Origin of the sequence: Kitasatospora sp. NPDC008115 (assembly GCF_042957205.1) — a bacterium.
Taxonomy (GTDB): Bacteria; Actinomycetota; Actinomycetes; order Streptomycetales; family Streptomycetaceae; genus Kitasatospora.
In genome coordinates, this window is the sequence record NZ_JBIBHU010000002.1 from 74300 (window position 1) to 98702 (window position 24403).

Sequence of the window (24403 nt, forward strand, 5' to 3'; positions counted from 1 at the left end):
GGGCAACGGTCCGCGCACCCCGCGCACCCCGCGCCCCCCGAGACGAGACCCGAGCAGCCCGAGACGAAAGCAGCGGTGTCCAGTGAGCGACCAGAGGATGCGCGACTACCTCAACCGGGTGACCATCGACCTGCGGGACACCCGGCAGCGGCTCCGGGAGGCCGAGGCCCGCACCAGCGAGCCGATCGCGATCGTGGCGATGAGCTGCCGCTTCCCCGGCGGTGTCCGCACCCCGGAGGACCTGTGGGACCTGCTCGTCGAAGGCCGTGACACCATCGGGCCCGTCCCCGGCGACCGGGGCTGGGAGAGCGCCTGGCCGTCCGACGGCACGGTCCCCGGGCGGGGGGCGTTCCTCGACGGCGCGGCGGACTTCGACCCGGCGTTCTTCGGCATCTCGCCCCGCGAGGCGGTCGCGATGGACCCGCAGCAGCGGCTTCTGCTGATGGCGTCCTGGGAGGCCGTCGAGCAGGCCGGCATCGATCCGCTCACCCTGCGGGGCAGCCGTACCGGGGTGTACGCCGCGGCCATCGACCAGGGGTACGCGACGCTGGGATCCGGCGCCGCCGAAGCCGCCCAGGGGTTCCTGATGACGGGGAACTCGATGAGCGTGATGTCCGGGCGGGTGTCCTACGCGCTCGGTCTCGAAGGCCCCGCCGTCACCGTGGACACCGCCTGTTCGGCCTCGCTGGTGGCGCTGCACCTCGCGGCGCGGGCCCTGCGGGCCGGGGAGTGCTCGCTCGCCCTCGCCGGCGGGGTCAGCGTGATGGCGCTGCCGGCGGTGTTCGTCGAGTTCGCCCGGCAGGGCGCGATGTCCCCGGACGGCCGCTGCAAGCCGTTCGCGGCGGCCGCGGACGGCACCGGCTGGGGCGAGGGCGTGGGGATGCTGCTGCTGGAGCGGCTGTCGGACGCGCGCCGCAACGGCCGTACGGTGCTGGCCGTGCTGCGCGGTTCGGCGATCAACCAGGACGGCGCCAGCAACGGCCTGACCGCCCCCAACGGACCTTCCCAGCAGCGGGTGATCCGGGCGGCCCTCGCCGACGCCGGACTGACCGCCTCCGAGGTCGACGCGGTGGAGGCGCACGGCACCGGCACCACCCTCGGCGACCCGATCGAGGCCGACGCGCTGCTGGCCGCGTACGGCCAGGACCGGCCGGCCGGGCGTCCGCTGTGGCTGGGGTCGCTGAAGTCGAACATCGGGCACACCCAGGCCGCCGCCGGGGTCGCCGGCGTCATCAAGACGGTCCTCGCGCTGCGGCACGGCGTCCTGCCGCGCACCCTGCACGTGGACGCGCCCACCCCGCACGTCGAGTGGTCCTCGGGCGCCGTCGAACTCCTCACCGAGGCCCGTGACTGGCCCGCCGTCGACCGGCCGCGCCGGGCCGGGGTGTCCTCGTTCGGCATGAGCGGCACCAATGCGCACGTCGTCCTCGAACAGGCCCCGGAGCCGGAACCGGCCGACGGACCGGAAGCGGTGACCGACGGGCCGGACACCGCGGCCGGGCCGGGAGCGCCCGGGGCCGTGCTGCCCTGGGTGCTGTCCGGCCGCACCGCGTCCGCGCTCGGGGACCAGGCGGCCCGGCTGCGCGCCCGGCTCGCCACGGACGCGCCCGCACGGCCGGCCGACATCGGGTTCTCGCTGGCGACCACCCGCTCCGCCTTCGAACACCGGGCCGTGGTGATCGGCGACGGGCACCCCGCGCTGCTGAACGGGCTCGCCGGCCTGTCCGGGCCGGGCACGGACCTCCCCACCGGCCCGGCTCCGGCTCCCGCCCCGGCCACGCCCGCCGACGTCGTCGTGGGCACCGGCCGGGTCGTCGAGGGCCGGACGGCACTGGTGTTCCCCGGCCAGGGCTCCCAGTGGGCCGGCATGGCACGGGACCTGCTCGCCACCAGCCCCGCCTTCCGGGACAGCCTCGCCGCCTGCGACGCCGCCCTCTCCGCCCATGTCGACTGGCGGCTCCCCGCCGTCCTGGAGGGCGCGCCCGGGGCACTCTCCCTGGAACGGGTGGACGTGGTGCAGCCGGTGCTGTGGGCGGTGATGGTGTCACTGGCCGCGCACTGGGAGTCCTGGGGCGTGCGGCCCGACGCCGTGGTCGGGCACAGCCAGGGAGAGATCGCCGCCGCCGTGGTGGCGGGAGCGCTGAGCCTGGAGGACGGGGCGAAGGTCGTCGCCCTGCGCAGCCGGGCCATCCGGGCGCTGGCCGGACTCGGCGGCATGGTCGCGGTGTCCCTGCCCGAGGACCGGGTCCGCGCCGAGATCGCCCCCTGGGCCGAGAAACTGTCGGTGGCCGCCGTCAACGGGCCCGCCGCCGTCGTGGTCTCGGGGGAGACCGGGGCCCTGGCCGAACTGCTCGCCCACTGCGCCGCACAGGGCGTACGGGCCCGGTCCGTACCCGTGGACTACGCCTCGCACTCGGCCCAGGTCGAACTGATCAGGTCCGAGGTGCTGGCCGCGCTGGCCGGCGTACGCCCGCTCCCGGCCCGGATCCCGTTGTTCTCCACCGTCACCGGCGACCGGCTCGACACCACGGTCATGGACGCCGGCTACTGGTACCGCAACCTCCGCGGGACCGTCCGCTTCGAGGCGGCCGTACGCTCGCTGGTCGAGCAGGGCCACGAGGCCTTCGTCGAGGTGTCGCCGCACCCGGTGCTGACCATGGCCCTCCAGGACACCGCCGAGGCCACCGGCGCCGCGGAGCCGCCCGTGGTCGTCGGCACCCTGCGCCGCGACGACGGCGGACTGCGCCGGGCCCTGCGCTCGGCCGCCGAACTGTGGGTGGCGGGCGCGGCCGTCGACTGGTCCGCGGTGTACGCCGGCACCGGCGCCCGCCCGGCCGCCCTGCCCGGATACCCCTTCCAGCTGCGGCGCTACTGGCTGGAGCCGGAGGCGGTGCCCGGCACCGGACCGGCCGCCGCCGACCCGCACGACACGGCCTTCTGGCACATGGTCGACCACGACGCCCCGGCCGAGATCGCCGCCCACCTCGCCGTCGACGAGGACGCCCTCGCCCCCGTACTGCCGGCCCTGCGCGGCTGGCGCAAACAACGGCGCGACGAGAGCGTCGTCGACTCCTGGCGCTACCGCATCGGCTGGCAGCCCCTGCCCGACCCGCCGGCCGCCACCCCCGCCGCCGGCACCTGGCTCGTCGTCCTGCCCGCCGGACACGACGACGACGCACGGGTACGCGGCCCGCTGCTCGCCCTCACCGAAGCGGGCGCCACCGTCGTCACGGCCGAACTCACGGCCGACGCCGTCCGCCGCACGGACCTCGCGGACACGCTCGCCACCGCCCTCGGCGACCGCGTCCCGACGGGCGTGCTGTCGCTGCTGGCCGCCGCCGACCAGCCCCACCCCGACCACCCGGCCCTGCCCGCCGGGACGGCACTCACCGTCGCCCTGGTGCAGGCATTGGGCGACCTCGCCCTGACGGCACCCCTCTGGTGCGCCACCACGGGGGCGGTGTCCACCGGCCCGGACGACCCGGTCACCCACCCCCGCCAGGCACTGGTCTGGGGCACCGGTCTGGTGGCCGCGCTGGAGGTGTCCGCCCGCTGGGGCGGACTCATCGACCTTCCGCCGGACCTCGACGCCCGCGCCAGGGCCAGGCTCGCCGCTGTACTGACGGCCTCCGGCCCCGGCACGGACGGCGTCGGCCGCGAGGACCAGCTCGCCCTGCGCCCCGCCGGCCTCCTGGCCCGCCGCCTTCGGCGCGCCCCCCGGAACGACGGCCGTACGAAGCCCTGGAAGCCCCGCGGCACCGTCCTGCTGACCGGCGGCACCGGAGCCGTCGGCCCGCACCTCGCCCGCTGGCTGGCCCGCGGCGGCGCCACCCACCTCGTCCTGCCCGGACGCCGAGGCCCCCAGGCACCCGGCGCGGCCGAACTCGCCGCGGAACTGGCCGACCTCGGCGTACGACTGAGCCTGCCCGTCTGCGACCTGGCCGACCGTCAGGCCGTGGCGGCGCTGCTCGCCGGCCTGGAGGCGGCGGGTGACCCGGTCACCGCGGTTGTCCACGCGGCCGCCTTCGTCGCGCTCGCCCCCCTGGACGGCACGCCGATGTCCGCGTTCGAACAGATCGTCGCCGCCAAGGCCGCCGGCGCCGAACACCTCGACGCCCTGCTCGACCGCGAACTCGACGCCTTCGTCCTGTTCGCCTCGATCGCCGGAGTCTGGGGCAGCGGCGACCACGGCGCGTACGCCGCGGCCAACGCCTACCTCGACGCCCTGGCCCAGCACCGCCGGGCCCGCGGCCTCACCGCCACCACCGTCGACTGGGGCATCTGGCAGGCCGGGAACCCTTGGCAGGACCGCATCGCCGGAGAGGACGCCGACCTGTTCAAGCTGGAGCAGCACGGCCTGCCCCGGATCGCCCCCGACCTCGCGCTCCACGCCCTGCAACAGGCACTGGACGACGACGAGACCGTACTCGTCGTCGCCGACGTCGACTGGGAGCAGTTCGCCGCCGTCTTCACCTCCACCCGCCCCAGCCCGCTGCTCACCGGCATCGCCGAAGCCCGCCGCGCCCTGGAGGCCACGACCGGCGACACGGTGGCGCCCGCCGCCGCACTGCTGCGCCAACGGCTCGCCGCCCTCGCCGAACCCGAACAGCACCGCCTGCTGCTCGACCTGGTCCGCACCCACGCGGCAGCCGTCCTCGGCCATCCCTCCGTCGACGCGATCCGGCCCGGCAAGGCCTTCCAGGACATGGGCTTCGCCTCCCTCACCGCGGTCGAACTCCGCAACCGGCTCAACACCGCCACCGGACTGCGGCTGCCGTCCACCCTGATCTTCGACCACCCGTCGTCCACCGCGCTCGCCCGGGAGATCCGCGCCGAACTGCTCGGCCGGCAGGCCACCGAGCCGCGCCCCTTCGACCCGGACACCGCCGCGCAGCCGCCCGCGCCCGACGAGCCGATCGCGATCGTCTCCATGGCCTGCCGCTTCCCCGGCGGCATCGGCACCCCCGAGGAGCTGTGGCGCCTGCTCGCCGACGGCGGCGACGCCGTCTCGGACCTCCCCACCGACCGCGGCTGGGACATCGAGGCCCTCTACGACCCCGACCCCGACCGCCCCGGCACCTCGACCACCCGGCGGGGCGGCTTCCTCCACGACGCGGCCGACTTCGACGCGGAGTTCTTCGACATCTCGCCGCGCGAGGCCCTGGCCATGGACCCCCAGCAGCGGCTGCTCCTGGAAACCACCTGGGAGGCGATCGAACGCGCCGCCATCGACCCGGCCGCCCTGCGCGGCAGCCGCACCGGAGTGTTCACCGGCGTCAACTACGCCGACTACGCGGCCGTCGTCGCCCAGTCGGAGGAGGGAGACGGCCACCTGCTCACCGGCAGCGCACCGAGCGTCGTGTCCGGCCGGGTCGCCTACACCCTGGGCCTCGAAGGCCCGGCGGTGACCATCGACACGGCCTGCTCCTCCTCACTCGTCGCGATGCACCTCGCAGGCCGGGCGCTGCGCGGCGGCGACTGCTCCCTCGCCCTGGTCGGCGGCGTCGCCGTGATGGCGACCCCCGGCGCCCTGATCAGCTTCTCCCGTCAGCGGGGCCTCGCCGAGGACGGCCGCTGCAAGGCCTTCTCGGACGACGCGGACGGCATGGGCATGGGCGAGGGCGTCGGCGTCCTGCTGCTGGAGCGGCTGTCGGACGCCCGGCGCAACGGGCACCCGGTACTGGCGGTGGTACGCGGCTCCGCCGTCAACCAGGACGGCGCCAGCAACGGACTCTCCGCCCCCAACGGCCCCTCCCAGCAGCGGGTGATCCGGGCGGCGCTGGCGGATGCGGGGCTGACGGCGTCCGAGGTGGACGTGGTGGAGGCGCACGGCACCGGCACCACGCTCGGCGACCCGATCGAGGCACAGGCCCTGCTGGCCACCTACGGGCAGGACCGGCCCGCCGACCGGCCCCTGCTGGTCGGCTCCCTCAAGTCCAACCTCGGCCACGCCCAGGCGGCATCGGGTGTGGCGGGGGTCATCAAGACGGTGCTGTCCATGCACCACGGGCAGGTGCCCCGCACCCTGCACGTCGGCAGGCCCTCCGGCCACGTCGACTGGACGCGCGGAGCGCTGGCCCTCGTGACCGAGCAGCAGTCCTGGCCGTCCCACGGCCGCCCCTTCCGGGCCGGAGTGTCCTCCTTCGGCCTGAGCGGCACCAACGTCCACACCATCCTCGAACACACCCCCCTGGAGGACGACGGCCCGCCGGCGGAGCGCGCCCCCCTGCCGGCGGTGCCCTGGCTGCTGTCGGCGAAGAGCCCGCGGGCACTGCGCTTCCAGGCCGACCGTCTGCGCGGCCACCTCGACGGCGGCCCCGCACCCGACCCGCGCGACATCGGGTCCGCCCTGCACGCGCGCACCGCCTTCGAGTACCGGAAGGCACTGATCGGGAACCGGGACCAACTCCGGACCCTGCTGGGCCGGATGGCCGACGACGACTCGGGAGCGTGGGACGGCGGTCGCACGGTCGACGGTCGTTCGGTGCTGGTGTTTCCGGGGCAGGGTTCGCAGTGGGTGGGGATGGCTGCGGAGTTGCTGGCCGGGTCGGTGGTGTTCGCGGAGCGGATGGCGGAGTGCGGGCGGGCTCTGGAGCCTTACGTCGACTGGTCGTTGGCGGAGGCGTTGGGTTCCGAGGTGTTGTTGGCGCGGGTGGATGTGGTGCAGCCGGTGCTGTGGTCGGTGATGGTGTCGTTGGCGGAGGTGTGGCGTTCGTTCGGGGTTGTTCCGGATGCGGTGGTGGGTCATTCGCAGGGTGAGGTTGCGGCCGCGGTGGTGGCGGGTGGTCTGAGTGTGGAGGACGGGGCGCGGGTGGTGGCGTTGCGTTCGCGTGCGGTGGGGGCGTTGGCGGGGCGTGGGGGTATGGCGTCCCTGCCTCTGCCGGTGGACGTGGCGCGGGAGCGCATCGCCGCGTGGGTGGGGCGGTTGTCGGTGGCGGCGGTGAACGGTCCGTCGTCGACGGTGGTGTCGGGTGATGCGGATGCGGTCGCGGCGTTGGTGGAGGTTCTGGTGGGGGAGGGGGTGCGGGCGCGGTTGATCGAGGTCGATTACGCGTCGCACTCCGTGCATGTGGAGGAGGTCCGGGAGCAGCTGCTCGCCGATCTGGAGGGGATCACGCCTCTCGCGGGTTCGGTGCCGTTCTTCTCGACGGTGACGGGTGGCCGGCTGGACACGACGTTCCTCGACGCCGGGTACTGGTATCGGAACCTGCGGGAGACGGTCGGGTTCGCGGGGGCCACGGAGGCGTTGCTGGGGGAGGGTTTCCGGTTCTTCGTCGAGTCCAGTCCGCATGCGGTGTTGTCGGTGGCGGTGGGGGAGTCGGTGGAGGCGGCGGGTGTGGAGGCCGCGGTGCTGGGGACGTTGCGTCGTGGGGAGGGCGGCCCGGACCAGGTGTTGCGTGCGGTGGGTCGTGCGTGGGAGCGCGGACTTGAGGTGGACTGGTCGGGTGCGTTCCCGGGGGCGCGGCGGGTCGAGCTGCCGACGTACGCCTTCCAGCGCAGCCGCTACTGGCCCGAGCCGGCGCCCACCACGGCGGCCGATGTGCGCTCGGCCGGGCTCGACCCGGCCGACCACCCCGTCCTCGGAGCGGCCGTCGAGCTCGCCGACACGGGTGAACTGCTGCTCAGCGGCCGGATCTCGCTGCGTACCCACCCCTGGCTCGCCGACCACGCCGTGGCCGGGACGGTCCTGCTGCCCGGCGCGGCCTTCGCGGAACTCGCGGTACGCGCCGCGGACGAGGCCGGATGTCACACGGTGGAGGAACTGACGCTGCAGTCACCGCTGTTGATACCCGCCGACACCGCCGTCCGCCTGCAAGTGCGGGTCGGCGCCGCGGACGCGCACGGCAGCCGCTCCCTGGACCTGTTCTCCTGCCGCGAGGACGCGGCGACCCCGGACTGGACCGCGCACGCGACCGGCCGGCTCACCGCCGGCGCCACGACCCGCAAGCCGCCGCCCGCACCCCTGCCGGAGGACGCCGGCTCCTGGCCGCCGCCCGGCGCCGTCCCGATCCCCGTCGACGACCTGTACGAGCGGTTCCACGCCTCCGGCTACGGCTACGGACCCGCCTTCCGCGGGCTCACCACTGCCTGGCGCAGGGGCGACGAGATCTTCACCGAGGTACGCCTGCCCGAGGACCAGCAGCGGTCCGCCTCCGCCTTCGGCGTCCACCCCGCCCTCCTGGACGCCGCCCTCCAGGGGCTGTTCCTGCGCGCCCGGCAGGACGCCGGGCCGGGCCCGGACCGTCCGTCCGCCGGGCTGCCGTTCTCCTGGGGCGGAGTCAGGCTGCACGCCTCCGGAGCCACCGCGCTCAGGGTACGGCTCGGCTTCCGGCCGGACGGATCGGTGTCGATCGACGCGACCGACCCGAACGGCCTCGCGGTCGCGTCGGTCGAGGCCCTCGCCGTCCGCCTGATCGACCTCGACACCCTCCGCCCGGCCGGAGGCCCCGAATCCCTCTACCGGCTGCAGTGGTCGGCGGCGCCCGCCACCGCACCCGCCGACCCCCTCGGGGACTGGGCTGTCCTCGGCGGCCGGGAACTCTTCCCGGACAGCCATCCGGACCTGGCCGCGCTCGGTGCCGCGCTGGACGGGGGAGCGCCGGCGCCCGCCGCGGTGCTGGCCTGGTGCGACCACACCCCGCACCTCCCGTCCCCGCCCGACGCCGCATCCGTGCACACCGCACTGGACGACGCCCTGCGGCTCGTCCAGGACTGGCTGGCCGACCCGCGGTGGGACGACGGCACCCGGCTCGTACTCGTCACCCGGGGCGCGGTCTGCACGGCGGCTGGTGAGCAAGTCACCGACCTCATCGGCGCCGCGGTCCGCGGCCTCCTCCGCTCCGCCCAGTCCGAGCACCCGGACCGCTTCCTGCTGATCGACACCGACGACCCGGCCGCCGTGACCGGCCTGCTGCCCCGGGCACTGGCCGGCACGGAACCCCAACTGGCGATACGCGAGGGACAACTCCTCGCCGCCCGCCTCACCAGGGCCATCACCGCCACGGACGCGCTCGCGAACCCGGACACACCGTCCGGTATCGCCGCGGCCGGGGGAACCGTCCTCGTCACCGGGGCCGGCGGCGCGCTCGGCGGCCTGGTGGCACAGCACCTCGTGACCACGCACGGCGTACGGAACCTGCTGCTGGCCGGCCGGCGGGGCGTGGACGCCCCGGGCCTGGCCGCCCTCGCCGCCGAACTGCGCGGACTCGGCGCCCGGGTGGATGTGGAGGCCTGCGACGTCGCCGACCGGGACGCGCTCGCCGCCCTGCTCGCCGGCATCCCCGCCGACCGTCCGCTGAGCGCGGTCGTCCACGCGGCCGGTGTCCTGGACGACGGGACGGTCGAGTCACTGACCCCCGGGCGGATGCGCTCCGTACTGCGGCCCAAGGTGGACGCGGCCCTCAACCTGCACGCCCTCACCCGTGATCTGCCGCTGTCGGCCTTCGTCCTGTTCTCCTCCGCATCCGCCACGGTCGGCAACGCCGGGCAGGGCAACTACGCGGCCGCCAACGCCTTCCTCGACGCGCTCGCCCAGCACCGCCGGGCCCTGGAACTGCCCGCCCAGGCACTCGCCTGGGGCCTGTGGGCGCGCCGCAGCACCATGACCGGAACGCTCACCGCCGCTGACCTGCGGCGCATGTCCCGGGGCGGCACGGCGGCCATCGGCAGCGAAGAAGGCCTGGCACTGTTCGACGCGGCGCTCACCCTGGACGAACCGCTACTCCTCCCGGTCAAGATCGACCTCGGCCGGCTCCGGACGGCGGCCCGGACCGCACCCGTCCCGGCCCTGCTCTCCGCCCTGGTCCCCGGCACCGCACGCCGCCCCGCCTCCGGGGCGGACGCCGCCGAAGCGGACTCGCTGCGCCGCCGGCTGACCGGCCTCACCCCGGAGGAACGCGTCGCCACCCTGCTCGACCTGGTACGGAGCCGGGTCGCCGACGTCCTCGGCCACGGTGGAGCCGAGGCCGTCGACCCGGACCAGGCGTTCAAGGACCTCGGCTTCGACTCGCTCACCTCCGTCGAACTCCGCAACCGGCTCAGCGCCGCCACCGGCCGCCGGCTGCCCGCGACCCTGGTCTTCGACCACCCCACCCCGGCCGCCGTCGCCGCCTACCTCGCCGGGCGCCTGGTACCCGACGGGCCGGGCGGCCCGGCCGCCGCCGGGCAGGCCGCCGGGAGGCCGGGCCGGGCGGACCGCAAGGACCACGAGATCAGCTCCCTGCTCGCCGCGATCCCGCCCGCCGCACTGCGTCGGGCCGGTCTCCTCGACGCGCTCCTGGACCTCGCCGACCGACCGGAGCCACCGGCTCCCGACGCCGACATCCATGGCATGGCCGTCGACGAACTCGTCCGGATGGCCCTGGGCGGCGAACGTGACTGACCGACAGCCGCAGAAGGAGAAGCCCAATCCCATGTCCACCGACACGGACCAGGTGGTCGCAGCCCTGCGTGCCTCGCTGCTGGACAACCAGCGCCTGCGGCAGGAGAACCGACGGCTCCGCGACGATTCCGCCGAGCCCATCGCCGTCGTGGCGATGAGCTGCCGCTATCCCGGCGGCGTGCGCACCCCGGAGGACCTCTGGGAGCTGCTGGTCAAGGAACGCGATGCGGTCTCGCCGTTCCCCACCGACCGCGGCTGGGACGTCGAGGGCGGCTTCGACGCCGACCCCGACGCCCCCGGCACCTTCTACGTCCGTGAAGGCGGCTTCCTCCACGACGCGACCGGCTTCGACCCCGCCTTCTTCGGCATCTCCCCGCGTGAGGCCCTGGCCATGGACCCGCAGCAGCGGCTGCTGCTGGAAGCGTCCTGGGAGGCGGTGGAACGCGCGGGCATCGACCCGACGACCCTGCGCGGCAGCCGCACCGGCGTCTACACCGGAGTGATCTACAGCGAGTACGGGTCCCGGCTCGGCCGGGTGCCCGACGAGGTGGAAGGCTTCCTCGGCACCGGAACCATCCCCAGCGTGGCCTCGGGCCGGATCGCCTACACCCTGGGCCTGGAGGGCCCGGCGGTCACCCTGGACACCGCCTGCTCGTCCTCCCTGGTCGCCGTCCACCTCGCCTGCCAGGGGCTTCGCTCCGGCGACACCACACTCGCCCTGGCCGGCGGGGTGACCGTGATGTCCACCCCCGGCCTGTACGTCGGATTCAGCCGCCAGCGCGGCCTGGCACCCGACGGGCGCAGCAAGTCCTTCTCGTCCGCGGCCGACGGAGCCGGGTTCGGGGAGGGACTGGGCCTGCTCCTGCTGGAACGGCTCTCGGACGCCCGGCGCGCGGGGCATCCCGTCCTGGCCGTCATCCGCGGCTCGGCCGTCAACCAGGACGGTGCCAGCAACGGGCTGACCGCCCCGAACGGCCCCGCGCAGCAGCGCGTCGTCAACGAGGCGCTCGCCCGTGCCGGACTCGCCCCGTCCGAGGTGGACATGGTGGAGGCGCACGGCACCGGCACCGTCCTCGGCGACCCCATCGAAGCCCAGGCGCTGCTGGCCACGTACGGGCAGGACCGGCCCGCCGGGCGGCCGTTGCGGCTGGGATCGCTGAAGTCCAACCTGTCCCACACCCAGGCCGCCGCGGGCGTGGGCGGGGTGATCAAGTCGGTGCTCGCGATGCGGCACGGCGTGATGCCGCGCACCCTGCACGTCGACCGCCCCTCGCCCCGCATCGACTGGACCGAGGGAGCCGTCTCCCTGCTCACCGAGGCCGCCCCCTGGCCGGAAACGGGACGGCCGCGCCGGGCCGGGGTGTCCTCCTTCGGCGCCAGCGGGACCAACGCCCACGTCATCCTCGAACAGGCCCCAGCCGATCCGACGGCTTCCGCGGACACGCCCGTTGACGGGTCAGGGACACCGGAGACCGTGCTCGACGCCGTCCCCTGGATCCTGTCGGCGCGCACTCCGGACGCGCTGCGCGCCCAGGCGGCGGCGCTGCACGAGCGGGTGGTGGCGGAGCCGGGCCTGAGCGTGGTGGACGTGGGGCACTCGCTGGCGGCGGGGCGTTCGCGGTTCGCGGAGTGTGCGGTCGTGGTGGGGGCGGACCGGGGCGAGCTGCTGGCCGGTGTCGCCGCCCTGTCGCGGGGCGTGGGCACGGCGGGCGTGACGGTCGGCAGTCGGCTGCTCCCGGGCCGTTCGGTGCTGGTGTTTCCGGGTCAGGGTTCGCAGTGGGTGGGGATGGCTGCGGAGTTGCTGGCCGGGTCGGTGGTGTTCGCGGAGCGGATGGCGGAGTGCGGGCGGGCTCTGGAGCCTTACGTTGACTGGTCGTTGGCGGAGGCGTTGGGTTCCGAGGTGTTGTTGGCGCGGGTGGATGTGGTGCAGCCGGTGCTGTGGTCGGTGATGGTGTCGCTGGCGGAGGTGTGGCGTGCGTTCGGGGTTGTTCCGGACGCGGTGGTGGGCCACTCCCAGGGTGAGGTTGCGGCGGCCGTGGTGGCGGGTGGTCTGAGTGTGGAGGACGGGGCGCGGGTGGTGGCGTTGCGTTCGCGTGCAGTGGGGGCGTTGGCGGGGCGTGGGGGTATGGCGTCGGTGCCTCTGCCGGTGGAGGTGGTGCGGGAGCGCATCGCCGGGTGGGTGGGGCGGTTGTCGGTGGCGGCGGTGAACGGTCCGTCGTCGACGGTGGTGTCGGGTGACGCGGACGCGGTCGCGGCACTGGTGGAGGAACTCCTGGAGGAAGGGGTGTGGGCGAGTTCCATCGACGTCGACTTCGCGTCGCACTCCTCACACGTGGAGGAGATCCGGGAGCGCCTGCGGTCCGACCTGGCCGGCATCACCCCGCTCCCGGGCTCGGTGCCGTACTACTCCAGCGTGACCGGCGGCCTGCTGGACACGAAGGCGCTGGACGCCGGGTACTGGTACCGCAACCTCCGGGAGACCGTCGAGTTCGAGCAGGCGACCCGCGCGCTCCTCGCGGCCGGGCACCGCGTCTTCATCGAGTCCAGCCCCCAGCCCGCCCTGATGTACGCGATCGAGGACACGGCCGCCGACGCGGGCGCCCCGGAGACGCTGGTGCTCGACACCCTGCGGCGCGGGGCCGGAGGGCTCCGCCGGCTCCAGCTCGCCCTCGCCGGGGCACACGTCCGGGGCCTGCGCGTCGACTGGGAGCGGCTGTTCGCGGGAACCGGAGCCCAGCGGGTGGACCTGCCCACCTACGCCTTCCAACGCCGCCGTTACTGGCTCGACGCCCTGCCGGCGGCCCGGGACCAAGCGGCCACCGGCCAGTCCGCTGTGGACCACCCGCTGCTCGGTGCCGCGGTGGAACTGCCCGACGACGCGGGCACCGTCTTCACCGGCCGGCTCTCTCCGGCCACACACCCCTGGCTCGTCGACCACGCCGTGGCCGGGACCGTGATCCTGCCCGGCGCGGCCCTCGTGGAACTGGCCGCGTACGTGGGCCGCAGCCTCGGCTGCGCTCTCGTGGAGGAACTGACCCTCGCCGCCCCGCTGCTGCTGCCCGGCGGCGCCGCCGACGACCACGCCGTACAACTGCGCGTACGGGTGGGCGCGGACGACGGCACGGGGCGGCGCCCGGTGGAGTTCCACTCCCGGCCCGAGGCCGCCGTCGGCGCCGCCGACCGGCCCTGGACCCGGCACGCGACCGGCACGGTCGGCCCCCAGGACCCCTCGGCCGACCGGGACGACACGGCCGGACCGGCCGGCACATGGCCCCCGCCCGACGCGGTCCCCCTGGACGTGGACGAACTCTACGGGCTGCTCGAAGCCCGGGGCGTCGCCTACGGCCCGGCATTCCGGGGCCTGCGTGCCGCATGGCGCACCGCGGATGCGATCCACGCCGAAGTGGCCCTGCCCGACGGCCTCTCCGGCACCGGAACGGACGGCTTCTCGGTGCACCCGGCCCTCCTGGACGCGGCCCTCCAGACGACCGGTCTGCGGGAAGGCGCCGCGACCGCGGAGCCCGCCGACGGCGTCCCCCTGCCGTTCTCCTGGCAGCGCGTCGCGATCGAAGCCTCCGACGCGCCGGTCCTGCGTGTCCGGCTGCGCCCCGACGGCCCGGACACCGTGACCGCGCGGATCACCGATCCCTCGGGGCGTGCCGTGGCGACGGTCGGCTCGCTCACCCTGCGCACGGCGTCCACCGCCGCGCTGCGGGCGTCCTCCGGCTCCGTCTTCCACGTCGGCTGGACACCGCTCACCGCCGGGCCCGGCCCGCGCCCGGTCACCCGCTGGGGCCTCCACGGCCCGCGGGACGAGCGGCTGCTGCCGGCCGGCTTCCCCGCCGAACCCCTGTCCGCGACGCCCGACGCGATGCTGCTGACCTGCCCCCCGTCCGCCGGCACCGTGACCGCGGACGGGGCGACCGCGGACGCCCCCGCCCGGGAGGCGGACCCCGCGGCGGTGCACGCGGTCGTGTCCGCGGTCCTGGACCGCCTCCAGGCCCACCTGGCCGACGACACCACCGCCGGTACGCCCCTGGTGGTGCTCACCCGGGGTGCGACCGGCCCGCTCGGCGCGCAGCCGGCGGACCTCGGTGCGGCGGCCGTCTGGGGCATGCTCAGGGCCGCTCAGCTCGAACACCCCGACCGGTTCGTGCTGCTGGACACCGAAGGGCCGGACGCGGACGGTCTCGCCGACGCGCTCGCCGACCTCCTCGCCACGGGCGAGCCGCAGGCAGCCCTGCGCGGCGGCGTCCTGTACGTGCCCCGACTGGTACGGCCGTCGGCCACCACGGCCCCCGCCCCCGCCCCCGCTCCCGCGACGGCGAACCCCTCGGACGGCCCGTTCGGCCCGTCCGAGGGGACGGTACTGGTGAGCGGCGGCGGCGCTCTCGCGGCCGTCCTGGCGCGTCATCTGGTCGTCGTGCACGGGGTGCGCCACCTCCTCGTGCTGAGCCGCCGCGGTGCCGATGCCCCCGGCATGCCGGAGCTGAGGGCGGAGCTGGCCGAGGCGGGAGCCGAACTCGACGCCCTCGGCTGCGATGTGTCCGATCGTCAGGCGCTGGCCGCCGCCCTGGCGGCCATCCCCGAACGCCATCCGCTGTGTGCCGTGGTCCACACTGCCGGAGTGCTCGACGACGGTCTGCTGGACGGGCTGACGGGGGAGCGGATGACCACCGTCCTGCGGCCCAAGTTCGACGCCGCCCGCCACCTCGACCAGCTGACGCGCGCGGCGGACCTCTCCGCGTTCGTCGTCTTCTCCTCCGCCGCCGGCGTGCTGGGCAGCCCCGGCCAGGCGTCCTACGCGGCCGCCAACGCCGCGCTCGACGCCCTCGTCGCGGAACGCCGGCGACTCGGTCTCCCCGGCCTGTCCCTGGCCTGGGGGCCCTGGGAGCGGGTGAGCGGGATGACGGCGGAGCTCGGCGGCCCCGACCGGCGACGCATCGACCGGCGCGGCGCCCGCGGCCTGTCCGACGAGGAGGCCATGGCCCTGCTGGACACCGTGTGTGCCGCGGACGCCGCCCCGCCGGGAGACGGGAGCCCCGTCGTCCTGGCCCACCTCGACCTCACCGTGCGCGGCGACGGCCCGGTGCACCCGATGCTGCGCTCCCTGGTCCGGCGCAGCCCGGCAGCGACGACCGGGGCGAAGGGGACGCCGACCGCCGCCGCAGCGCTGCGGCACCGGCTCGACGCCGCCGACGCACAGGAACGCGAGCTGCTCCTGCGTGAACTCGTCCTCGCCCAGGCCGCCGAAGTCCTCGGCCACACCGACTCCGGGGCGCTGTCGGCGACGGTGCCCTTCCTCTCCGTCGGATTCGACTCATTGACCGCGGTCGAGCTCCGCAACCGGCTGGCCGCCGTCACCGGACTGCGGCTACGGCCCTCCGCCGTCTTCGACAGCGGCACCCCCGCCGCGCTCGCGGCGCGCCTCGCCGCCGAGGCCCGGAAGGAAGACACCCCCCGGCCCGAAACGGCACCCCCGACCGGAACCGGAGCCGCTGCGTCCGACGCCGCCGACACCGACCCGGTGAGCGTGCTGTTCCGCCGGGCCTGCGCGCTCGGCCGGATCGACGAGGGCATCGCCCTGCTGAAGAACGCCTCCGCCCTGCGCCCGGCCTTCCACAGCGGCAGCGGCCTCGCGGCCGCCGGCACCGGCCCGCGGCTGCTGCGCCTGAACGAGCGCGCCGACGCCCCCGTACTCGTCTGCTTCGGCTCCATCGTGGCCCTCGGCGGGGCCCACCAGTACGCCCGCTTCGCCGCCCGCTTCCGGGACCGCTACGCCGTCGCCGCCCTGGACGCCCCCGGGTTCGTCCCCGAGGAGGAACTGCCGGCCGACATGTCGGCCCTGCTGGACTTCCAGGTGACGACGCTGCTGCGGGAACTGCCCGGACGGACGCTCGTACTGGCCGGCTCCTCCTCCGGCGGCACGCTCGCCCACGGAGTGGCCGCCGCGCTGGAGCGGCGCGGCGAGGGCCCGGCGGCCGTGGTGCTGCTGGACACCTACCTCTCCGACAACCAGGGCATCACCCAGTTCAACGACGTCCTGCTGGGCGGCATGTTCGCCCGTGAGGACCGGGCGGCCCCGATGGACGGGGCCCGGCTGACCGCGATGGGCGGCTACTTCCGTCTGCTCGACGACTGGAAGCCTCCGGCGGTCCGCGCGCCGCTGCTGCTGGTCCGCGCCTCCACCCCGCTCGGCCGCCCCTCCGCCGAAGCCGGTGACTGGCGCTCGTCCTGGGCCGGCGCCGACACCGTCGTCGACGTTCCCGGAGACCACTTCTCGATCATGGAACAGCATGTCGCGACCACCGGCGACGCCGTCGCCGACTGGCTCGGCACCGTCCTCCGCACCCCTGACGACCTGTGAAGACGAAGGAGAACCCGTTGACCGCGGCCCCGTACGACGACCCCCCTCCGCGACACGCCCTCACCGTGCTGGGAGCCGGCGTGATGGGCGTCGGAATCACCGTCCTCGCCCTCGGGCACGGCCTGCCGGTCCACCTGGTCGACATCGACCGGGAGCGGCTCGACCGGGCCGCGGACCTGATCGACAACGAACTCCGGCTGGCCGAGCTGATGGGCGCCCTGCCCGCCGGGACGCCCCTCGGCACCCTGGCCACCGACACCTCGCTCAAGGCCGCCGCCGGAGCCACCGCCGTCGTCGAGGCGGTCACCGAGAACGCCGCGATCAAGGCCGCCGTCCTGTCCGAGGTCTCCGGACTGGTCCGGCCCGGAACCCTGCTGATCACCAACACCTCCTCCATCCCCGTCGACGAACTGGCCGGGGCCCTGGAGCGGCCGGAGGAACTGGTCGGCACCCACTTCATGAACCCGCCCTATCTGATCGGAACCGCCGAAGTGGTCCGCGGCGCCAGGACCGGGGCCCCCGCGATGGCCGCCGTGGCGGCCCTGCTCACGGCGCTGCGGCGGCGGGCGGTGGTCGTCCGGGACGCACCCGGCTTCGTGACCAGCCGCGTCCTGCATCCGATGATCAACGACGCGGCTCGGGTCGTGGAGGAGGGCACGGCGACCGCCGAGGACGTCGACGCGCTGATGCAGGGCTGCCTGGGACACCCCACCGGCCCGCTGCGCACCGCGGACCTGATCGGCATCGACAACCTCGTCGACTCCCTCACGGTGCTCCACCAACGCACCGGCGACGACGGCTGCCGCCCCGCCGAACTGCTGCTCCGGCTGGTCCGCGAGGGCCGGCTGGGCCGCAAGTCCGGGCGCGGATTCTACGACTACACCTGATCACCCCGACGAGGAGACGGCCATGACCACAGCGAACACGCCCAACACCCACGACCTGGAGAAGGAACTGCTGGGATTCCTGGAAGGACGTACCGGAACCGCCTGGGACGCCGACACCGACCTGTTCCAGGACGGCGGCCTGTCGTCCCTGTTCGCCATGCAAGTGGTGGTGCACCTGGAGAAGACCTACGCCATCGCGGTGCGCGGCGCGGACCTGCGGCTGGACAACTTCCGCACCGTACGGCGGATGGCGCAGCTGGTGGACCGGCTCCGGGTGCCCGCCGACCGGGGCCGCAATGGGTGAGGACCTGAGCGGCGCCATGGCCTCCGTCACCCTGCGGGTCGGCGACCGGGCGGGGACGTGGGACCGGACCGGCCTCATCCCGCCGGACCTGCTCCGCGAACTGGGTGCCGAGGGCCGGCTGTGCGCCGAAGTCCCGGCGCAGTACGGCGGCTGGGGGCTCAGCAGCATGCACAGCGGCGCGTACACCGCCCACGTGGGCGGCCTGTGCAGCTCGCTGCGCAGCGTGATGACGTCCCAGGGCATGGCGGCGTGGACCATCCAGCGCCTGGGCACCGCCGAGCAGGCGGCCGTCCACCTCCCCCGGCTGACCGGCGGCGCACTGGCGGCGGTCGGCTTCAGCGAGCCCGGCGCCGGCAGCGACCTCGCGGCGATGACGACGACCGTCCGCCGCGACGGCGACGCGGTCGTCGTCGACGGACACAAGAAGTGGGTGACCGCCGCCCACTACGCCGACCTGCTGGTGATCGTCGGCCGCCACGAGGACGGCGCGGTGGCCGTCGTGGTGCCCGCCGACACGCCCGGTGTCCGGGTCGAGCGGATCGCCGACCCGCTCGGCTGCCGCGCGGCCGGACACGCGGACGTCCACCTCGACGGGGTCCGGCTGCCGGCCGACAGTGTTCTGGGCGGTCACGCACTGCCGCCCGCCCTGCTGGTGACGACCGCGCTGGCCTACGGGCGGATGTCCGTCGGCTGGGGGTGCGTGGGCATCCTGCGGTCCTGTCTGGCGGCGGCCACCGCACACGCCGCCGAACGGGAGCAGTTCGGCAGACCGCTCGCGGAGCACCAGCTCGTCGCCGGGCACCTCGCCGACCTCTACACGGCCGAGCAGGTGGCCACGCGGGCCTGCGAGCACGCCAGCCGCTGCTGGGACGAAGGGTCGCCGGACCAGGTGGTGGCGACCGTACTGGCCAAGCACGTCAGCGCGACCCAGGCCGCCCGGGGCGCGGCGACGGCCGTCCAGGTACTGGCCTCGGCCGGGTCCCGGGACGGGCACCCGGTGGCCCGGGCGTACCGGGACGCCAAGTTGATGGAGATCATCGAGGGCAGCAACGAGCTGTGCCGGCTGATGCTGGCGCAGCACGCCCTCTCCGCTCGGGGGGCATCGTGAGCGGGCCCGCGGCCGACGAGACGAGGAAGGACGACATGGCCGAGATCGTCAAGTGCCTGGTCTGGGACCTGGACGACACCCTCTGGCAGGGCACCCTGCTGGAGGACGGCGAGGTGCACCTGCCGGACGAGGTGCGCAAGGTGGTGATCGAGCTCGACTCCCGCGGCATCCTCCAGTCCGTCGCCAGCCGCAACGACCACGAGCACGCCTGGGCCCGGCTGGAGGCGTTCGGCGTGGCCGAGTACTTCGTCCTGCCGGAGATCGGATGGGGCGCCAAGTCCGAGTCGGTGCGCCGGATCGCCGACCGGCTGAACTTCGCGCTGAAGACCATCGCGTTCGTCGACGACCGACCCGCCGAACGCGCCGAAGTGGCCTTCCACCTGCCCGATGTACGGTGCTACCCGGCCGAGCAGGTCCTCGCCCTCCCCGAACTCGCCGAGTTCACCCCCGCGATCAGCACCGTCGACTCCCGGCGGCGCCGCCGGATGTACCAGGCGGGCTTCCGCCGTGAGGCCGAGCGGGCGGCGGCCCCCGGCCCCGACGAGGAGTTCCTGCGCTCCCTGGACCTGCGGATGCGCATCGCCCGGGCCACCGGCGATGAGCTGTCCCGGGTCGAGGAACTCACCCTGCGCACCAGCCAGATGAACGCGACCGGGGTCCACTACCCGGACGCGGTGCTGCGCGGTCTGATCACCGATCCCGGGCACGAGGTCCTGGTGGTCACCCTCACCGACCGGTTCGGCCCGCACGGCGCGGTCGGCGTCCTGCTGCTGGAGCGGCACCCGGGCCTGTGGCACCTCAAGCTGCTCGCCACCTCCTGCCGGGTCGTCGCCTACGGCGCCGGGGCGACCCTGCTGAACTGGCTGGCCGACGCCGCCGCCGGGTCCGGAGTCCACCTGGTCGCCGACTTCCGGGCGACCGAACGCAACCGGATGATGGAGATCGCCTACCGGTTCGCGGGCTTCGAGGGCCTGGACGAAGCGCCGTGCCCGTGCGCCGCCGTTCTCGCACCGGTTCCGGAGGACACCGGACTCCAGCGCCTGCACCTGGCCCCCGGCCCGCGTGTGGTGTCCGCCGTCATCAGCGTGGACGCACCCGACCTGAACACACCCGAAGGGGGCCCGGGAACGTCGTGACCGCCGCGGCGGCCGGCGCTCCCGGGCTCCGGCTCGCCGCCCTCAGCGCTTGCGCACGAGGGTGATCCCGTCGGCCATCACCAGCAGCGACAGCTCCACCCGGGGGTCCTCGTGGAGCAGCCGGTTCAGGGCCCGGACCCCGGCGGTGTCCGGGTCCGTGGCGGCCGGATCGGCGACCCGGCCGAAGAAGAGGGTGTTGTCGACGACGATCAGACCGCCGGGGCGCAACAGGGCCAGCGAAGTCTCGTAGTAGCGGACGTAGTTGGTCTTGTCCGCGTCGATGAACACCAGGTCGAAGCTCTCCGGCCCGCGCTCCGCCAGCAGCGCGTCCAGGGTCGCGGTGGCATCGCCGATCCGCAGGTCGATCCGGGAGTCGACCCCGTCCCGCTTCCAGAAGTCGGCGCCGACGGCCGGCCACCGGTCGTCGATGTCGCAGGACACCAGCACCCCGTCGGCCGGGAGGGCGCGGGCCATGCACAGGGTGCTGTAGCCGGTGAAGGTGCCGAGCTCCAGCACCGCCCGCGCCCCCGTCAACCCGACCAGCAGGGCCAGTAGTTGACCCTCCTCCGCCATCACCTGCATGGCGGTCCCGCCCGGCAGGTCCGCGGTGGTCTCCCGCAGTTCCCTGAGTAGATCGTCGTCACGGAGGGAGACCTCCCGGACGTAGGCGAGCAGGTCGCGGGTGGCTGCTGTCTGGTCGGCCATGGCGAGGGGTCCTCTCGAAGGAGATCGGGTCGAAGGAGGAACGGGGTGAAGGAGGAACGGGGTGAAGGAGGTCGGGTCGAAGAGGCCGGGGCGAAGGGGGACCGGGCCCCGGGTGCCCGTCGCCGGGCCGCCGGGACGGTCACCCGGCGCGCATGTACGGGCTGCCGTGCTGCCGCACGGCGACCGTCTGCGCCCGCTCACGGGCGTACGCCCGCAGCAGCGCGTCCAGCCGGTAGAGGCCCCCCGCCGGCGCACCCAGCAGATTCGCCTCGACCAGGGCGTCCAGGGCCTCTTCGGCCTGCACCTCGGAGCAGCCGAACATCACCGCGGCCCTACTGCTGGAGACCGAGGACGCTCCGGCGGCCCCCAGCGCGGTGAACATCTCGGCCGGGTCGACCCCGGCCGGAGGCGTCCGCCGGAGCCCGGCGTGGTCGGCGTCGAGACAGGGCCGGACACCGAGGTCGCCCGTGCACAGTTCGTCCAGCAGCCGCGGGGCCTCCGCGAGCCGCCGGGCGAAGTGTCCGATGCTCCAGTGCGGGCGCTCCAGCAGCCGGGTCCCGGCGATCCGGATGGCCAGTGGCAGGCCCGCGCAGGCCGTCAGCACCGAACGGGCCGCCTGCGGCTCGGCACCGACCCTGGCCGGGCCGACGATGCCGCCCAGCAGCTCCAGCGACCCGGCCTCGTCCAGCGGTCCGAGCAGAAGGGTGCGCGCCCCGTCCAGATCGGCCAGCCGCCGCCGGCTGGTCACCAGCAGCCTGCTGCCCCCGCTGCCCGGTATCAGCGGCCGCACCTGCGCGGTGCTGGAGGCGCTGTCGAGCACCACCAGCAGCCGGCGGCCCGCGGTGAGCGAGCGGTAGAGGCTCTCCCTCTCCGACTCCTCCTCGGGTATCTCGTCCCGGGGCACGCCGAGGTCCGCCAGGAACCGCGGCAGCACCTCCCGGGCGGTCAGCGGCCGCGCAGCTCCGCCGAGATCCGCGTACAGCTGGCCGTGCACCGAGGAACCGCGTACGGCGTGTGCCGCGTGCAGGGCCAGCGCGCTCTTGCCGACACCGCCCCGGCCGGTCACCACCGCCGTCGCCACCATGCCCGCGGGCATCGCGCCGGTTGTGAGGAAGTGCTGCAGCCGTGCCAGCGCACCGGAGCGGGCCGACAGCGGCAGCGGCACCGAGGGAAGCTGCGCCGGACTCGGCCGGCAGGGCCTGTCCCAGACGGCGGCCGGCGCCGTCGCGGGCTGCTCCGGCGGTTCAGGCGTACGGGGCCGGTCGTGGGCCGAGAGGATGCTCCGGTGGACCTCGCGCAGCTCGGCGCTCGGCTCGGCGCCGAGCTGCTCGACGAGCAGCACCCGGGTGCGCCGGTAGAGGTCCAGGGCCTCCGACTGCCGTCCCGAGCGGAACAGCGCCAGCATCAGCTTGCCCACCAGCGCCTCCCGCAAGGGGTGCTTCCGCACCAGCCGCACCAGCTCCGGCACGACCTCGGCGTGCCTCAGCAGCGCCAGCTCCGCGTCGAACCGCAGCTCCATGGTCTGCAGGCGGAGCTCCTGGAGGTAGCGGCCCTCCACATCGCGCAGCGTCCGCGACGGGATGTCCGCCAGCGGCTCCTCGCGCCACAGGGCGAGCGCCTCGGCCAGCTCGGCGGAGGAGCCCTCCAGGTCTCCGCGCTCGGCCAGCTCCGCCGCACGCCGGCGGTGGGCCGTGAACTGCCCGAGATCGCTCTCGTGCTCGCCGAGTTCGAGGAGGTAGCCGGGCGCTCTGGTGAGGATCCGGGCGGAGGCGTGTTCGCCCAGCAACTGCCGCAGGCGCATCACGTAGGTGCGGACGGTCGCGGCGGCACTGGGCGGCGGGGCGTCGTCCCAGACGTACTCGGCGATCCGGTCGACCGAGATCACCCGGTTGGCGTTGAGGAGGAGCGCCGCCAGGACCACGCGCTGCCTCGGCGCCGACACGTGCACCTCACGCGCGTTCAACCGGACGGAAAGCGGGCCCAGCAACAGGAAGTTCAACGGGAGTCCTCTTCATCGCACGACCGGTGGACAGGAGTGCCTCCAGCGTCTTGGGTGGTCATGTGCGGGTCAACGTGGTCCTGTTGGATCTAGGTGTATTCCTAGATCGAAGGTGTCGCACTCATGCCGGGTTTACGCCGCGCGCACCCGCGGCCACCCACTCCACGCCCGCGGCCTGCTCGCCCACGCCCCCGGCCGGCAGCAGTCGGTGCTCCCCGCCCACCGAGGACGGCCCCTCGGTGTCGCCCCTGTTCTCCGGACGGGCGACACGGGGGCCGCTGACGGCGGTGCAGCCTTGCCACGAGGTGCCCTCGCCTCCTCGGCCGGATCCGCGGTGCGGCGGTCCGGCCGGACCGTTGCTGCTGGGTCGGAGCCCAGTAGATCCCACAGGATTGCTCCGCACGGCAACGTTCCCACCATTCGCCGGAGAAACGGCCGAAATTGAACCCGCGGCCGAGCGGCCGGATACGCCCGATGCGTACTTGCTGACATTCCGAGGGGCATGGCAGGCTGTCATATGCCGTGCCCGTGACCCGCCGATCGCCGTCGATCGAAGCTCCCCGTATTGGCAAGTACCAGCCGGTCCACCGGTGCCGAGGATGCCCCACGTGGTCACCACACCGCGCCCGCCGGCACCGCGCGGATTTCTCGAAAGGAATGAAAGGCCGACATGACCTCCCGCTCCATGGGCAGCGACCGGTGGTGCCGTCGCTCACGTCCCTCGTCGACGGCCACGCGCCGACCGGTCCGCATTCCGCACGCCGGGGGCCCGGCGATTCCCGACCTCCCGGTGTCCGCCGCACGGTGCGGCCCGGCCGGCGAAGCGTCCGAAGCGCTGCGCCACCGGGACGACCTCCCCCCGACCCCCTTCGGGCACGGCCTGGGCGCGCTCGTCGCTGCTCCGCGACCACGACGCCGGCGCGCTGCGAATCCGGGACCACGGACGACGGGGAAGCGGGGGGCCGAGGAATGACACCGTCAGCGACCTCCGAGGAGATCAAGCCCGCGCAGCGGCCGGCGCGGTCCGAGCCCGCCGACGACGCCCGTCCGGCGGACGGGGGCCCTGCCGACGGCGCCGGCGTCCGGTGGCTGACCGCCGTGGACGTCCGCATCCTGGAAGGCGTCGCGGTCGGAACCTCGACCGCACGGCTGGCGGCCTCGCTCTATCTGAGCCGGCAGGGCATCGAGTACCGCATCGGGCTGATGATGCGCCGCTTCCAGGCCGCCAACCGGTCCGCCCTGGTCTCCCGGGCGCACTCCCTCGGTGTGCTGAGCGTCGGGGCATGGCCACCCCGCGTTCTCCCGGAATTCCTTGAGCCCGAGAAGGGATTGAGACGAACTGTTCCCTGATGCCCCCCCCGGAGGGTGATCCGAGGGGAAATCCTCCCCGACGGCGGGAGGCGCATTCTGTCGGTATTCTCTCGGATATTCTCCCAGAGCCGGATAGCGTCTCGATATCGCGCCACGAGACGGGTTCCCGAGCGTACGGTCGAACGGCTGATTCTGTGACATGGTG

General features: G+C 74.6%; 9 protein-coding genes. 7 read left to right on the forward strand and 2 right to left on the reverse strand.

Annotation, left to right across the window (positions count from 1 at the left end; translation table 11 throughout):
• Positions 1-82: 82 nt before the first annotated feature.
• Genes ACFZBX_RS02720 through ACFZBX_RS02745 form a run of 6 tightly spaced genes read left to right on the forward strand, consistent with a single transcriptional unit; the run spans position 83 to position 20183 of the window.
• Complete coding sequence (locus tag ACFZBX_RS02720; protein ID WP_391531099.1) at positions 83-10381, forward strand: type I polyketide synthase; 10299 nt, start codon at positions 83-85, stop codon at positions 10379-10381.
• A gap of 31 nt (positions 10382-10412) precedes the next feature.
• Entirely contained in the window at positions 10413-16748 is a 6336-nt protein-coding gene (locus ACFZBX_RS02725) for a type I polyketide synthase (RefSeq protein WP_391531101.1), read from the forward strand.
• A gap of 17 nt (positions 16749-16765) precedes the next feature.
• Entirely contained in the window at positions 16766-17635 is an 870-nt protein-coding gene (locus ACFZBX_RS02730) for a 3-hydroxyacyl-CoA dehydrogenase family protein (protein ID WP_391531103.1), read from the forward strand.
• 22 nt (positions 17636-17657) lie between these two features.
• Positions 17658-17939 (forward strand): acyl carrier protein, encoded by a 282-nt coding sequence (locus ACFZBX_RS02735; RefSeq protein ID WP_391531105.1) that lies wholly within the window; start codon positions 17658-17660, stop codon positions 17937-17939.
• Positions 17932-19047 carry an acyl-CoA dehydrogenase family protein gene (locus ACFZBX_RS02740; protein WP_391531107.1) on the forward strand — a complete coding sequence of 372 codons (1116 nt, stop codon included), beginning with the start codon at positions 17932-17934 and terminating at the stop codon, positions 19045-19047. The genes ACFZBX_RS02735 and ACFZBX_RS02740 overlap by 8 nt, the downstream gene beginning before the upstream one ends.
• A 35-nt stretch (positions 19048-19082) precedes the next feature.
• Positions 19083-20183 (forward strand): HAD-IIIC family phosphatase, encoded by a 1101-nt coding sequence (locus ACFZBX_RS02745; RefSeq protein ID WP_391531109.1) that lies wholly within the window; start codon positions 19083-19085, stop codon positions 20181-20183.
• A 42-nt stretch (positions 20184-20225) separates the two neighbouring features.
• On the opposite strand, the gene ACFZBX_RS02750 is transcribed toward ACFZBX_RS02745, so the two are convergent.
• Together ACFZBX_RS02750 and ACFZBX_RS02755 are read right to left on the reverse strand one after the other, a co-directional pair.
• Positions 20226-20888 (reverse strand): O-methyltransferase, encoded by a 663-nt coding sequence (locus ACFZBX_RS02750; RefSeq protein WP_391531111.1) that lies wholly within the window; start codon positions 20886-20888, stop codon positions 20226-20228.
• A gap of 139 nt (positions 20889-21027) precedes the next feature.
• Entirely contained in the window at positions 21028-22830 is a 1803-nt protein-coding gene (locus ACFZBX_RS02755) for a BTAD domain-containing putative transcriptional regulator (protein WP_391531113.1), read from the reverse strand.
• Between the two features lie 1026 nt (positions 22831-23856).
• On the opposite strand from ACFZBX_RS02755, the gene ACFZBX_RS02760 reads away from it, so the two are divergent.
• Entirely contained in the window at positions 23857-24237 is a 381-nt protein-coding gene (locus ACFZBX_RS02760; protein ID WP_391531115.1) for a LuxR C-terminal-related transcriptional regulator, read from the forward strand.
• The last annotated feature ends 166 nt before the right edge of the window (positions 24238-24403 follow it).